Here is a 13,804-nt window from a genome sequence, read left to right as displayed (position 1 = left end):
GATCTTATGCCGGTAAACGGGTAAAATAACCGTTACTGTACGGGCCTGCGCAGAAATTATCTGCCATCTCCCGCAATTGGCTGAGTATGGGCGGACGGCTATGGATTACGCGTTTCAACGGGATATCACCGGTCAGGTAAGAGTGACCTTTTCCATGGGGCATGAAGCCGTGGGACATTGGCTTAACGAAGAGGTCAAGGGCAATCTCGTGTTATTGGACGAGGTGGAGGGGCATATCAAGCGGTTGGCCGGCGGCCAGGACAGTTGGCAATGCGTCGGGCATGAGTACACTTTCTGGACCGATGGCGATGAGGTGATAATCCGCGCCAATGAACTTGCCTTTGTGAACGACGAACTGGAGGAAGGCATGAATTATTATGATGAAGAAAGCCTGTCGTTATGCGGGACCGATGATTTTTTGCAGGTTTTACGGCATTATCGCGACTTTAGTCTGTCCCGCTAACCCGCTGGTTATCATCCGATCCGGCTGCGACGTCGTTTGTTTTATTTATAAATAAGAACGTAACGATAAAAGTTATTCCCAGATTATCCGCCATGGCAACGAGTAGTGAAATTCAAAAAATAGTGTGCCTATGACATGATGGCGATGAAAAAATGATCATCAGGTGTCGCTATGAATTCTAACTCAATTAATTCAGGTGAAATTAATCAAGCTCCCTTGGAAGGAACATATCATTCTGCTGATGGCGAAAAGCCAGAAAAAGCATATTGGACAAAATTAAAGAAGCTTTCCGCCTGTGTTAATTTGTCTGTCAACGTACACACAGTAACAAACCCTCCTGCCGGTAATGATGGCGCACATCCGCTTAACCTTTGCCACGACGGCGGTCTAAAACGTCCCGCCGTCGTGGCGCCGGCGGCGCCCGCCGTTTCTTGCGCCGTGACGGCGCAAACGCCATGCGTGCCTGACCACTCGCCCGCCAAAAAAAACAGGCTTGGCCAACCCACGGCGCCGCCCGGTGTGCAGCACCGCGGCCATCAGGTCAATATTGCCCGCATAACGCCGTTGACCGGCCAACCCTCTCCCCTATTCCCGCCTGTGGAGGGGACCTTGCCGGCCTTGAGGGGGGAGCATCGCCAGGAAAAAAGCCTGAGTGTGCTCGTGGCGGCGGCCTATCTGGGCAGGGCGGATATTATCGCGGACATGGATAACCATGGCGTCAACCCCGAGATTTGGCATGGTCTGTTAAGGCGGGCGTTGTGTCATGCCTGCCTCTGCGGCGATGAGGCCTTGGTCCGCTTGTTCCTGAGTCATGCCGGTGCGGAAATCATCAATAGACCTGACTGCGAGGGTATAACGCCGCTGATGTATGCGATTTCTCACAATCAAATACCGGTGGTACGCCTGTTGCTGGCAAACGGGGCCAATCCAGATGCTAAAACCAAACAGGGGTTGACGGCCATGATGTTGGCCACCATGACCGGCAACGATAAGATAGTAGGTTATTTATTGGATTATCACGCCGACATCAACGCCGTTAATTTGATGGGCGCCTCGGCGCTGATGATATCTATTCAATATAATACTGAGCAACTTTTTTATTTATTACTGTCACAGGGTGCCGACCCTTTGCAAAGCGATTACCTGGGCCACGACGCTATGATATATGCCGCCATTTATGGTCGGCCAAGCATAATGATTCATTTGCTTAATAAAAATATCCGCCCTGACATGACGGATAGGAGGGGGTTTACACCTTTAATGCATGCCATTGGACAGCATCAGGAAACAATAGTAAAAATATTGATAAGCAATGGCGCCAATGTGAATGCGCAGGATATTTTAGGCACCACGCCTTTGATGTTGGCGGCTCATGCCTCCTGTGAAGATATCATCAAAAGACTTATCGAACACCAGGCCGATGTTTCCCTGACGGATTGTCTAAATCGCACGGCGCTGATGTATGCCGCCGTCAATGTCAATGACGTCATTTTAGCTACCCTTTCGCGTCAACCCTGCAATATCAATGCCGGCGATATCTATGGTGACACGGCGCTGGCATTTGCTTTGCAGCGCGGCGATGCCGCGATCATTAATGTCTTGTTGGAACGCGGCGCCGACCCCTTTATCAAAAACGCTTTCGGCTATACCAGCCTGATGTATGCGGCGCGCTATGGTGATAGCGACATTGTCAGGTCACTGCTGGACCGGAATCTTAACGTCAATGATATCGGCTGTGATGGCAGGACGGCGCTTAGCATTGCCGCTGCGCGGGGACATGTCGATATTGTCCGGCTGCTGATTGCGCACGGCGCCAACGGCGCAATAGCCGATAGCCATTGCCAGACCGCCATGGATTATGCCCGCTGTTATGGCCATAGGGCGGTGATTAAATTGCTGGCGGCAGGGGCTCCGGAGAGCGCAGGTAGGGAGGAATATTCCGGCTACGAAGCCTGAGCCGGTCCGAACACCTACCGGCGGGTCATACCACCGGCAGGTTGCGTCCGTAATAAATTTCCCGCATTTCTTTATACAGCAGGTCCGTGATCTCCTTGCGTTCGCTGGGGCTCAGATCTTCCGGCCTGGCATTGAACAGATAATGCTTTAAATCAAAATCCTTCAGCATCATCTTGGTATGGAAAATATTTTCCTGATAGATATTGACGTCCATCATGTGATACTGCGCCTTCATATCTTTCGATAGAAAGTTCTGTATTGAATTGATTTCATGATCAATATAATGTTTTATGCCATTGATATCCCGGGTAAAGCCTCTCACCCGATAATCCATGGTAACGATATCCGATTCTAATTGATGTATCAGGTAATTGAGCGCCTTCAACGGCGAAATCACGCCACAGGTTGAAACTTCAATATCGGCGCGGAACGTGCAAAGGCCGCCTTCCGGATGGCTTTCCGGATAGGTATGCACGCAGATATGGCTTTTATCCAGGTGCGCCACCACCGATTCCGGCAACGGCCCCGGGTGCTCCGATTTATCGATGCTGAGCGGATCGATAGGATCTTCGCTGACCAAAATGGTGACGCTTGCGCCTTGGGGTTCATAGTCCTGCCGCGCGATATGCAGGATGTTGGCGCCGATCATCGCGCAGGTATCGCTCAGGATCTCAGTCAGGCGATTGGCATTATATTGTTCGTCAATGTAAGCGATATATCCATCACGGTCGTCCGCCGTTTTGGCATAACAAATATCGTAAATACAAAAACCCAGGCTCTTGGTTAAATTATTAAAGCCGTGTAGTTTTAACTTCTGCAATTGAGTTCACCCCCTTATGGCTTGCGTCTCAGCGTGCTGACGACAAGGCATTGAGTAAATACTGCGGCAGGGCAAAGCTGCCGTGATGAATAGCTGCATTATAATAGCGGCATTCCAATTTCGCAGCGGAGAAGCGCGCCTTCAGCGTGGCGGCGTCCAGCTGGCGCAGCGCCGGGTCCTGACTGGCCCAGGCGAAGGTCATCAAACCGCCGTAGTAGGTCGGTATCGCCGCCTGGTAGAAGCTGACATCGCTGAAGTAATGGCTGAGTTTGCGGTGGCTGTGTACCGCCTCGTCCTGCTGTAAAAAACACACCCCGTTTTGGGCGACAAAAATGCCGCCTTCGTTCAGGCAGCGCGCGCAGCCCTGATAAAAATCAGACGTAAACAGGCTCGATCCCGGCCCGATAGGATCGGTACAGTCGGAGATGATCACATCAAAGGTGTCGTCGGTGGCGCCGACAAAATTCACGCCGTCGTCGATAACCAGATGAAAACGCGGATCGTCGAACGAGCCGGCGTTGTGCCCCGGCAGATATTGCCGGCAGAAGGTGACGACGCCGGCGTCGATTTCCACCATGGTCACGCTTTCTACGCCGGGGTGCCGGCAGACTTCACGCAGCATGCCGCCGTCGCCGCCGCCGATAATCAGCACCTTGCGGGCGTTGCCGTGGGCGATAAGCGGTACGTGGGCCATCATTTCGTGATAGATAAATTCATCGCGTTCGGTGGTTTGCACCACGCCGTCCAGCGCCATAACGCGGCCAAACGCGGCGTTGGCGAAAATCACCAGATCCTGATGCGCGGTTTTTTCCCGGTACAAGATAGCGTCCACGTGAAAATACTGCCCGAAATTATCATGCAGCGTTTCGTACCAGATGTCGTGTTGTGGCATGTTGGGATGTGACATGTTGAGCTAACCCTCGGCGAAAACCGCCATGAGAAAACGGCGCAACATAATAGCTAACTCCGCCCCACCTTGCACGGATGATTTTCACACAAACAGGATTTAAAACTCTTTATTTTGCGTAGGCGAGCAAACTAAGGGAATTTGTCGCCAGGCTTTCGCATTTCTTCGGCGTGGGAATGGCGATGCCGCTAAGATCGCGATAGCTGTCTTCTCCCAGGGCGCGCATGTCGAAACTGGCATAGTTGCTGAGGTCCCAACGGTTTTGTTGGGCAAAAATCAGGATGGCACGCCGGATTTGTTCATTGGGCATGTCGGTATAACCACAGTTGTTCTTCAGATAAACAAACACGGCGGTTAAATCGGCCATGTCTTCGGCTTCGGGTTCGGATAAGGCTTGTGACGCGGTTGAAAAACCCAGCAGCCCGAGCAACAGCGTCACCAATAGGGTGTATTTCATGTGAAAACCTGAATCATTCGTTATAGGTTGACGTTATCATATTTAATGATTTTCGCCCTAAGTTTTATTCTGCAGCCGCATTTTTGGCGGTGAAAACCGCTTGATGAAAGTATGGAGCAAACCTGGCGGATTGTCCCGCGCGCGGTGGGTAAAACCGCTAAGATTGCTGATACGCGCGGTGGGCTTGAGCGGGAAGGGCGGGCACGAAGAGCCGTGCAAACCTTGTGTCCGCGCATCGCATGCGCCTGGCGGTTATGCTAAAATTCGCCTCTTTTCAACTTTCTGTAATGTGATCCCGCTATGAAACACACCGTGGACGTCATGATTTCCGCCGGGGAAATCGCTGACCGGGTCGCGCAGCTTGGCCATGATATCAGCCTGCATTACCGCGACAGCGGCAGTGAGATGGTCCTGGTCGGCCTGTTGCGCGGCTCTTTTATGTTTATGGCCGACCTTTGCCGCGCCGTGACGGTGCCGCATGAAGTGGATTTCATGACCGCCTCCAGCTATGGCAGCGGCATGAGCAGCACGCGCGACGTTAAGATTTTGAAGGATCTTGATGAGGATATCCGCGGCAAGGATGTGCTGATCGTGGAAGATATCATTGATTCCGGCAACACGCTAAGTAAAGTGCGCGAGATCCTGCAACTGCGCCAGCCGAAATCCCTGGCTATCTGCACCTTGCTTGATAAGCCGGATCGCCGCGAGGTGCAGGTGCCGGTGGAGTGGGTGGGCTTTGCCATCCCCGACGAGTTCGTGGTGGGATACGGTATCGATTACGCGCAGCGCTACCGGCATTTGCCTTTTGTCGGCAAGGTCGTGCGTCAGGATTGACCGCCAGGCGGCGGTCCTTGGCGGTCTCAGGGATGACGCACGGGTAGCCGGCTATTTGCCGTGCTGTTGCAAAAGCGTGGCGATGCCCTGGCGGTAGCGCTGTTCCAGCGTCTCCCGGCTGGTGGCGGAGACGTCCATATTACGCAGCAGGCCGTCGTGTATGCTGTATACCCAGCCGTGCAGCTGCACCTTCTGGCCACGTTTCCAGGCCGAGCGCATAATGGTGGAGTGCCCCAGGTTGTAGACCTGCTCGATAACGTTGATTTCACATAAGGTGTTGAGGCGATCCTCGGGATGAAGCTCCCCCAGCATTGAGCTATGCTTGTACCACAAATCGCGGATATGCAGCAGCCAGTTGTCGATCAATCCCAGTTCCGGATTGTCGATGGCGGCCTGTACGCCGCCGCATCCGTAATGGCCGCAGATAATAATATGCTCGACTTCCAGTACGTCCACGGCGTACTGCACCACCGACAGGCAGTTGAGATCGGTATGGATAACCAGGTTGGCCACGTTGCGGTGCACAAACAGCTCCCCCGGCTCCAGACCGGTCAGCCTCTCCGCCGGCACCCGGCTATCGGAACAGCCTATCCAAAGGAATCGCGGCTTCTGGGCCAGCGCCAGACGCTCGAAGAAACCCGGGTCTTCTTCTTTGAGATGCTTAGACCAGGTTTGGTTGTTGCTGATAAGGTCCGTGATGTCTTTCATTGTGGTTTTTAGCCCGTAACGACGTAGTGCGATGCGTTAATATAGGTCAACCGTGCGTTTTTTTAAATCAGTTCGTCACATCCATTGAGAATAAGGTAAGTCGTTATCTATGACATATGCATTGGAGTTGGAGAAGTTGACCAAGACCTACGCAGGAGGCGTACAGGCGCTAAAAGGGATAGACCTTAATGTGGAAGCGGGGGACTTTTATGCGTTGCTGGGACCCAATGGCGCGGGTAAGTCCACCACCATCGGCATCATCAGCGCGCTGGTCAATAAAACCTCCGGCAAGGCGCGCGTATTCGGCTACGACATCGATAAAGATATTGTGAATGCCAAACGCCAGCTGGGCCTGGTACCGCAGGAATTTAATTTTAATCCGTTTGAAACCGTCTGGCAGATTGTGGTTCACCAGGCCGGTTATTACGGCGTGGAACGCAAAGTGGCGGAGAAGCGCGCCGAGAAGTACCTCAACCAGCTGGATTTATGGACCAAGCGCGACGAGCGCGCGCGCATGCTTTCCGGCGGGATGAAACGCCGCCTGATGATCGCCCGCGCCCTGATGCACGAGCCTAAGCTGCTCATCCTCGATGAACCCACCGCCGGCGTGGATATCGAGCTCAGACGTTCGATGTGGGGTTTCCTGCGCGATTTGAACGGCAGCGGCACCACCATCATCCTGACCACCCATTATCTGGAAGAAGCGGAAATGCTGTGTCGCAATATCGGCATTATCCAGAGCGGCGAACTGGTGGAAAATACGTCTATGCGGCTGCTGCTGTCCAAGCTGAAATCAGAAACCTTTATTCTCGATCTGGCGGCCAAGAGCCCGTTGCCGCAATTACAGGGGTATCGCCATCAGCTGCTGGACACCAGCACCCTGGAAGTGGAGGTGATGCGGGAACAGGGGCTGAACAGTTTGTTCGGCCAGCTCAGCTCCCAGGGGGTGCAGGTGTTGAGTATGCGTAATAAAGCCAACCGGCTGGAAGAGCTGTTTGTCACGCTGGTAAAAGACGACCGGGCCAGCAGGAGGGCCAAATTATGATGCATCTTTATTGGATCGCCTTAAAGAGTATCTGGCGTAAGGAAATAAACCGCTTCGGCCGGATCTGGATCCAGACGCTGGTGCCGCCGGTGATTACCATGGCATTGTATTTTATTATTTTCGGCAATCTTATCGGATCGCGCATCGGCGAAATGCATGGCTTTTCGTATATGCAATTTATCGTGCCGGGCCTGATTATGATGGCGGTGATTACCAATGCCTATACCAATGTCGCCTCCTCGTTCTTCAGCGCCAAGTTCCAGCGCAATATCGAGGAACTGCTGGTGGCGCCGGTGCCCACCCATATCATCATCGCCGGCTATGTGGGCGGCGGGGTGGCGCGCGGTATTTGCGTCGGCATTTTGGTTACCGCGATTTCGTTGTTTTTCGTGCCTTTCCATGTGCATTCATGGTGGGTGGTGGCGGTGACGCTTATTTTGACGGCGGTGCTGTTCTCGCTGGCCGGCCTGCTGAACGCGGTGTTTGCCAAAAGCTTTGACGATATCAGCCTGATCCCGACCTTTGTGCTGACGCCGCTGACCTACCTGGGCGGGGTGTTTTATTCCCTGACGCTGTTGCCGCCCATATGGCAGGCCATATCCAAGCTCAACCCCGTCGTCTATATGATAAGCGGCTTTCGTTTCGGTTTTCTGGGCATCAGCGACGTGCCGCTGGCGTTTACGCTGTCGGTGCTGGTGGTGTTTATCGTGGTGTTTTATGCCTGGTGCTGGTATTTGATCCAGCGCGGCAGCGGGCTGCGGACATAGGTAAAGGACGGCGGCGCATTTTTGCCAGAGGATGCGCCGCCGGGCGGCGTCAGGCCACCTGTACCGGTACCGCCTTGGCGGTGCGTTTCAGCTGGTTCTGGTCGTCGAAATAGGCCACCAGAGGCCGATGGCCGCGCGCCTCTTCATCCGGCATCTGCACGTAGGCGCAAATGATCAGCAAATCGCCGACGCAGGCGCAGCGGGCGGCCGCGCCGTTGACGGAAATAATGCGCGAGCCGCGCTCGGCGGCGATGGCGTAGGTGGAAAACCGCTGGCCGTTGTCGACGTTGTAGATATCGATAGCCTCATACTCCAGGATACCCGCCGCTTCCAGAAAGTCCTGATCGATGGCGCAGGAGCCTTCATAGTGCAAATCCGCCTGGGTCACGTGGACCCGGTGCAGCTTACCTCTTAGCATGGTGCGTTGCATAACGTTAAACCTTTGTACTTTCCCCGCCGGGGAGTGAAAACGCAAAATCGCCTTGGGACATCCACGCCAGTATTGACGATAGCCTCCTGGCTGTCCACAGGCCTGAGTGCTGCCCCATTACAACGTTAAATCCACCTGGGCGTTGTCAATTAAACGCGCCTTGCCCAGCCAGGCGGAAAACAGCACCACCGCGCGCGCGCTGTCCACCGTGAGCGGCTGCAAGGTATCGGCGTCGCGAATATCCAGGGCATCCGGCTGCAGGCCGGCGTGGCGCAGCCGTTCCGCCGCCTGTTGCAGCAGGGTATCGGTTTGGCGTTCGCCGTTTTTCATCTGCCCGATAAGCTGTTCCAGCACGCTGTGCAACCGGGGCGCTATCTGGCGCTCCCCGGCGGTGAGATAGCCGTTGCGCGAGCTTAGCGCCAGGCCGTCGGCGGCGCGCACCGTCGGTACGCCGACTATCTCGATGTCATAGCCCATATCCTTCACCATTTGGCGTATCAGCGCCAGCTGCTGGTAATCCTTCTGGCCGAAACAGGCGATATCCGGCTGCACCAGGTTAAACAGCTTACTGACAATGGTGGCTACGCCGCGGAAATGGCCCGGGCGGATGGCGCCTTCCAGAATAGCGGAAAAACGCGGCACATCCACAAACGTCTGGCTGGCGAGTCCGTCCGGATAAATCACCGCCGCCGCCGGCGCAAACACCGTATCAACGCCGCGCCGGGTCAGCTTTTCGCAATCTTCCTGCAGCGTGCGCGGGTACGCCGTGAGATCTTCGGGGCGATCGAATTGCATCGGATTGACGAAGATACTGACGATAACAATATCGGCACGGGCGCGGGCTTCATCCACCAGGGACATATGCCCATCGTGCAGATTCCCCATGGTCGGCACCAACGCAATACGTTTACCTTCCTGCCGCCACTGCTTAACAGCCTGACGCAGTTTCGGCGGGGTTTCGATAATCAACACGCCTATCTCCTGTCGTTATTGAAAACTGTGTTCCAGGCCGGGGAAAATACCCTGCTCGACCTCTTCGATATATAAACGCACCGCCGGGCGGATATCACCTGCCTGGGCCAGGAAATTCTTGACGAATTTTGGCGTCCCTTGGCCGGTAATGCCCAACGCGTCCTGCATCACCAGGATTTGCCCGTCGGTGACATTGCCCGCGCCGATGCCGATCACCGGTATGGCCAGCGCCTCGGTGACCCGCTGCGCGAGCGCCACGGGCACGCATTCCAGCACCAGCAACTGCGCGCCGGCCTGCTCAAGCGTCAGCGCGTCCTGTAATAACCGTTCCGCGCTGTCGCTGTCGCGGCCCTGCACTTTATACCCGCCGAAGATATTCACCGATTGCGGCGTCAGTCCCAGGTGGCCGCACACCGGCACCGCCCGTTCGGTCAAACCGCGCACGGCGTCGGCCAGCCAGCCGCCGCCCTCCAGCTTGACCATATTGGCGCCGGCACGCATCAGCACGGCGGCGCTGTCAAAGGCCTGCGCCGCCGTCGCATAGGACATGAACGGCAAATCCGCGAGCAGCAAGCACTGGGGCGCGCCGCGGCGCACGCACCGGGTATGGTAGGCAATCTCTTCCACCGTCACCGGCAGCGTGGAAGTCTGGCCCTGCATGGTCATGCCCAGAGAGTCGCCCACCAGCATTACCTGAATGCCTTCTTGCTCAAACAGGCGGGCAAAGCTGGCGTCATAGGCGGTCAGGGTGGCGAACTTGCGTTGCTGTTGTTTCCAGGCGCGCAGATGCGAAATGGTGGTCGGTTTCATCATAACCTCGGTCAGGCCGGTAACGCATAATTGAAATGAAGTGGCGCGTTATTCTAAATGAAGGCGGGGACAGGAGATAGTATTGTCTGAGCAAAACGTGCGGCAATGGAGGGGATGCGCGGAGAAGGGGAGCTTACCAGCGGCGCGCCCGGTGTTCATTATCCCAGAATTCCAGGCCGTTGCGCCCGGTGCGCACCAGCAGGTCCGCCAGCGCCTCGCCGTCGGGCAATACCAGGTCGGGGGCGAGCTCCGCCAGGGGATAAAGCACGAATTCACGGTGCTTCATATCATAGTGCGGCACCGTCAGCCGGGCGGTATGAAGCCGCAGGCCGCCGAACAGCAGGATATCCAGATCGAGCGTGCGCGGCCCCCAGCGGTCGGCTTTGCGCACCCGCCCCTGCCGCCGTTCGATGCGCTGGGTGTGATCGAGCAGCTGTTCCGGCGTGAGCGCGGTGTCAAGGGCGACGACGGCGTTGAGGTAATCGGGCTGGTCCTGCGGTCCCAGCGGCCGGCTGCGGTAAAAAGAGGAGCAGGCGTTCAGCCGGGTTTGCGGCAATTGGGCGAGGGCGTCCAGCGCGGCGTTAACCTGGTCAAGCGGATCCGCCAGGTTGCTGCCGATAGCCAGCCAGACTCGCGTCATCGGCACGCCGGACAGCGGCGCTGCGCCAGCCATGGTTAAGCCGGATCGCGATGCGGCGTGCGGCGGCGCGGACGGCGCGGACGCGGACGGGCGGTGGCGTCGTCGTCAAGGGTGGTGAGCAGGGACTTCTGCCGCGGCGGCGCGGCTTCCTGGAACTCGCGCCACCATTGGGTCAGCCGTTGCAATTCGGCGCTGTTTTCGACGTCGGCGCGCAGCGCCAGCAGATCGAAGGCCGCGCGGAATTTTGGATGCTCCATCAGCTTGAAGGCGCGTTTGCCCTGGCGGCGCGACAGGCGCAGCTGCAGCTGCCAGATATCGCGCATCAGCGTGGTCAGGCGTTTGGGAATGGCGAGCGAGCGGCACTGTTCGTCAAGAATATCGTTCAGCGCCAGCGAAAACGCGTCGAAATAGGCCAGGCCGCCTTCCTGCGTCAGCTTCTGCGCCTGTTCGAGCAGGGGATACCACAGCATGGCGGAGAACAGGAATGCGGGATTGACCCGCATGTCGTTCTGAATGCGATGATCGGTGTTTTTCAGTACCTGGGTGACCATCTGCTCCATAAAACTGTCACCCTGTTCGGTGAAGTTGCGGCTGATGAGCGGAAACATGGGCTGGAACAGCTGATATTCGCACAGCAGGCGGTAGGTCGGTTCGCCGTAACCGGCCTGCAGCAGTTTAAGCGATTCCTCGAACAGCCTGGCCGCCGGGATATCGCGCAGCAACGACGCCAGGCGCGGGATCGGCTCGGCGGTGGCCGCATCGACGGTCATGTTCAGCTTGGCGGCAAAACGCACCGCCCGCAGCATGCGCACCGGATCCTCGCGGTAGCGGGTTTCCGGATCGCCAATCAGGCGCACCACGCCTTCCTGCAAATCGCGCAGGCCGCCGGTATAGTCGCGCAGCGTAAAGTCGGCCACGCTGTAATAGAGGCTGTTGATGGTGAAATCGCGGCGCTGGGCGTCTTCCTCGATGGAGCCGAAGATATTGTCGCGCAGCAGCATGCCGTTTTGTCCTTGCAGCGCGGCGGCGGGGGCCTGCACCGCCGACCCGGCATCAACGTCATCGGGCACGTGGGTCAGATGATGGCCGCGAAAGGTCGCCACTTCGATGATTTCCGGTCCGAACATGACATGGGCGAGGCGAAAACGCCGGCCCACCAGACGGCAGTTGCGAAATAACTTGCGCATCTGCTCGGGGGTGGCATCGGTGGTAATGTCGAAATCCTTCGGTTTTCTACCCAACAGCAGGTCGCGCACGCCGCCGCCGACCAGATAGGCCTCGTATCCCGCTTTATTCAAGCGGTAAAGCACTTTCAGTGCATTTTCACTGATCTCTTTACGGGAGATGGTGTGCTGATCGCGCGGGATAATCGTCAAAGGGCGTCTATCCTCTGGTGCCGCCGCCACGGTTTCCCGGCTCAGCACCTTACGGCAGAAGTTGGCTACTCGGGTAAAAATAGTACACCTCAATAGTAACAAATAAACGGGAGCAACAAAAAACAGCGGCTAATCATAGCTCACCCCGGGTGTTTTGAGAACGTCTGGGGCGCATGTCGTGCCCGATGGCGAAATCGGTATGGATGCCAGGGACCAATGCATAATAGCCCAGTCTAACATACTCTCAAGGGTCAAATCCCGCCACCCTTGCGCTACCGGTTGATTTAAAAAAACTAATGCGTCGGCAAGCGTTGGCCGGGGGTCCCCCTGCGGCAACGGCGGCGCATGATTCTGCTTGGATAATTTGGCGCCCGTGGGCGTCAACGCCAGCGGTAAATGAATATATTCCGGTTCTTTATAACCTAATTGACGGTAGAGTGCCAATTGCCGCACGGTAGGCTCGATTAAATCGGCCCCGCGCACGATTTCGGTCACGCCGAGCGCCGCGTCGTCCACCACGACCGCCAGATTGTAGGCAAACAGACCGTCGCGGCGGCGGATAATAAAATCTTCCCGGGCCAGATCGGGGTCGGCGTAGATATCACCGCGCAAACGGTCATGGAAATGTGACACGGGGGCTATCTGGCGCAGGCGGATGGCGGCATTTTGCGCCGGCAGGCCGAGCGTGCGGCAATGACCGTCGTAAATGCCGCCCAGTTCCTGAATGCGGGCGCGGGTGCAGCGGCAATGATAGCTTAGCCCGCGCGCGCGCAAATCCGCCAGGACGTCAAGGTAAGCCGCGTGGCGTTGGGATTGGAAGCATACGGGTCCGTCCCAGTGCAGGCCGTAATGGGCCAACTGGCGTAAAATGGTATCGGCGGCGCCGGGGACTTCGCGGGGAGGATCGATATCTTCGATACGCACTCGCCACTGCCCATGCGAGGCGCGGGCCTGGAGAAAACTCCCCAGGGCCGCGACAAGCGAGCCAAAATGCAAGGCGCCTGAAGGCGAGGGGGCAAAACGCCCCATGTAGGTGCTGTGCGCAGCCATGACTCAGGAAAGGCGAATCCGTACAGTTACCGCGATGCCGTGGTCCGTTCCATGGGCGACATCGCGGCAATCTGGATTGATTTTACCCTGCCATCTGCTTTTCGCGGATTTCAGCCAAGGTCTTGCAATCAATGCATAAATCAGCGGTCGGCCGCGCTTCCAGGCGGCGAATGCCGATTTCCACGCCGCATGAGTCGCAGAAGCCGAAATCTTTGTCTTCTACTTTCTTCAGCGTTTTTTCGATCTTCTTGATCAATTTTCGTTCCCGATCGCGGTTACGCAGTTCAAGGCTGAATTCCTCTTCCTGCGCGGCGCGGTCCACGGGATCCGGGAAGTTGGCCGCTTCATCCTGCATATGCGAAACGGTACGACCCACTTCATCTCTGAGCTGGTTGCGCCATGCGTCGAGGATGCGCTTGAAATGCAGCAACTGGGCCGCATTCATATACTCCTCGCCCGGTTTCTGCTGGTACGGTTCCACCCCGGCGATGGCGAGAATGCTCAAGGAGGATGTCTTACGGTCTTGCCCTTCTTGCATGTTGCTTCTCCTTCATAACACGCACTATCGA

16 protein-coding genes are annotated in these 13,804 nt (G+C 56.5%); 5 read left to right on the top strand and 11 right to left on the bottom strand.

Features of this window, described 5'->3' with window-relative positions; genetic code table 11:
* The first annotated feature begins 100 nt into the window (after nt 1–100).
* Nucleotides 101–463 carry a YacL family protein gene (locus ACL2XN_RS12805; protein ID WP_410016390.1) on the top strand — a complete coding sequence of 121 codons (363 nt, stop codon included), beginning with the start codon at nt 101–103 and terminating at the stop codon, nt 461–463.
* Nucleotides 464–634: 171 nt separating this feature from the next.
* Nucleotides 635–2,419 carry an ankyrin repeat domain-containing protein gene (locus ACL2XN_RS12800; protein ID WP_413730924.1) on the top strand — a complete coding sequence of 595 codons (1,785 nt, stop codon included), beginning with the start codon at nt 635–637 and terminating at the stop codon, nt 2,417–2,419.
* Between the two features lie 25 nt (nt 2,420–2,444).
* On the opposite strand, the gene speD is transcribed toward ACL2XN_RS12800, so the two are convergent.
* The 3 genes from speD to ACL2XN_RS12785 form a co-directional block, all read right to left on the bottom strand.
* Nucleotides 2,445–3,239 carry an adenosylmethionine decarboxylase gene (speD, locus tag ACL2XN_RS12795; protein ID WP_413722151.1) on the bottom strand — a complete coding sequence of 265 codons (795 nt, stop codon included), beginning with the start codon at nt 3,237–3,239 and terminating at the stop codon, nt 2,445–2,447.
* Between the two features lie 28 nt (nt 3,240–3,267).
* Entirely contained in the window at nt 3,268–4,131 is an 864-nt protein-coding gene (speE, locus tag ACL2XN_RS12790) for a polyamine aminopropyltransferase (RefSeq protein ID WP_410016622.1), read from the bottom strand.
* A 124-nt stretch (nt 4,132–4,255) separates the two neighbouring features.
* Nucleotides 4,256–4,603 carry a YacC family pilotin-like protein gene (locus ACL2XN_RS12785; protein WP_410016387.1) on the bottom strand — a complete coding sequence of 116 codons (348 nt, stop codon included), beginning with the start codon at nt 4,601–4,603 and terminating at the stop codon, nt 4,256–4,258.
* A gap of 300 nt (nt 4,604–4,903) precedes the next feature.
* Between ACL2XN_RS12785 and hpt the strand changes: the two genes are divergently transcribed.
* Nucleotides 4,904–5,437 carry a hypoxanthine phosphoribosyltransferase gene (gene hpt, locus ACL2XN_RS12780; protein ID WP_410016386.1) on the top strand — a complete coding sequence of 178 codons (534 nt, stop codon included), beginning with the start codon at nt 4,904–4,906 and terminating at the stop codon, nt 5,435–5,437.
* 51 nt (nt 5,438–5,488) lie between these two features.
* Here hpt and can read toward each other — a convergent pair whose 3' ends face one another.
* Nucleotides 5,489–6,145: a carbonate dehydratase gene (gene can / locus ACL2XN_RS12775; RefSeq protein WP_410016385.1), complete on the bottom strand. Its 657-nt coding sequence runs from the start codon at nt 6,143–6,145 to the stop codon at nt 5,489–5,491.
* Between the two features lie 109 nt (nt 6,146–6,254).
* On the opposite strand from can, the gene ACL2XN_RS12770 reads away from it, so the two are divergent.
* The gene (locus tag ACL2XN_RS12770) at nt 6,255–7,190 is read left to right on the top strand and encodes an ABC transporter ATP-binding protein (protein WP_413722152.1); all 936 of its coding nucleotides are present in this window, start codon (nt 6,255–6,257) and stop codon (nt 7,188–7,190) included.
* The gene (locus tag ACL2XN_RS12765) at nt 7,190–7,957 is read left to right on the top strand and encodes an ABC transporter permease (protein ID WP_410016621.1); all 768 of its coding nucleotides are present in this window, start codon (nt 7,190–7,192) and stop codon (nt 7,955–7,957) included. Before ACL2XN_RS12770 ends, ACL2XN_RS12765 begins: the two co-directional genes overlap by 1 nt.
* Nucleotides 7,958–8,006: 49 nt before the next feature.
* On the opposite strand, the gene panD is transcribed toward ACL2XN_RS12765, so the two are convergent.
* The 7 genes from panD to dksA form a co-directional block, all read right to left on the bottom strand.
* Nucleotides 8,007–8,387, bottom strand: coding sequence for an aspartate 1-decarboxylase (panD, locus tag ACL2XN_RS12760; RefSeq protein WP_410016383.1), 381 nt, complete (start codon nt 8,385–8,387; stop codon nt 8,007–8,009).
* 117 nt (nt 8,388–8,504) lie between these two features.
* Nucleotides 8,505–9,359: a pantoate--beta-alanine ligase gene (gene panC, locus ACL2XN_RS12755; protein ID WP_413730923.1), complete on the bottom strand. Its 855-nt coding sequence runs from the start codon at nt 9,357–9,359 to the stop codon at nt 8,505–8,507.
* A 15-nt stretch (nt 9,360–9,374) separates the two neighbouring features.
* Nucleotides 9,375–10,169, bottom strand: a complete 795-nt coding sequence (gene panB, locus ACL2XN_RS12750) for a 3-methyl-2-oxobutanoate hydroxymethyltransferase (protein ID WP_410016620.1) — start codon at nt 10,167–10,169, stop codon at nt 9,375–9,377.
* 133 nt (nt 10,170–10,302) lie between these two features.
* A complete protein-coding gene (folK, locus tag ACL2XN_RS12745; RefSeq protein WP_413730972.1) occupies nt 10,303–10,809 on the bottom strand; it encodes a 2-amino-4-hydroxy-6-hydroxymethyldihydropteridine diphosphokinase in 507 nt (168 codons plus the stop codon).
* A gap of 35 nt (nt 10,810–10,844) precedes the next feature.
* Nucleotides 10,845–12,266: a polynucleotide adenylyltransferase PcnB gene (gene pcnB, locus ACL2XN_RS12740; protein ID WP_410016618.1), complete on the bottom strand. Its 1,422-nt coding sequence runs from the start codon at nt 12,264–12,266 to the stop codon at nt 10,845–10,847.
* Between the two features lie 48 nt (nt 12,267–12,314).
* Complete coding sequence (gene gluQRS / locus ACL2XN_RS12735; RefSeq protein ID WP_413727140.1) at nt 12,315–13,235, bottom strand: tRNA glutamyl-Q(34) synthetase GluQRS; 921 nt, start codon at nt 13,233–13,235, stop codon at nt 12,315–12,317.
* 82 nt (nt 13,236–13,317) lie between these two features.
* A complete protein-coding gene (gene dksA, locus ACL2XN_RS12730) occupies nt 13,318–13,773 on the bottom strand; it encodes an RNA polymerase-binding protein DksA (protein WP_162363932.1) in 456 nt (151 codons plus the stop codon).
* Nucleotides 13,774–13,804 lie beyond the last annotated feature (31 nt).

It is taken from the genome of Sodalis sp. RH22 (assembly GCF_047324165.1).
GTDB lineage: Bacteria > Pseudomonadota > Gammaproteobacteria > Enterobacterales > Enterobacteriaceae > Acerihabitans.
Note: the sequence above shows the minus strand (reverse complement) of the source record. Positions and strands in the feature narration are given on the sequence as shown.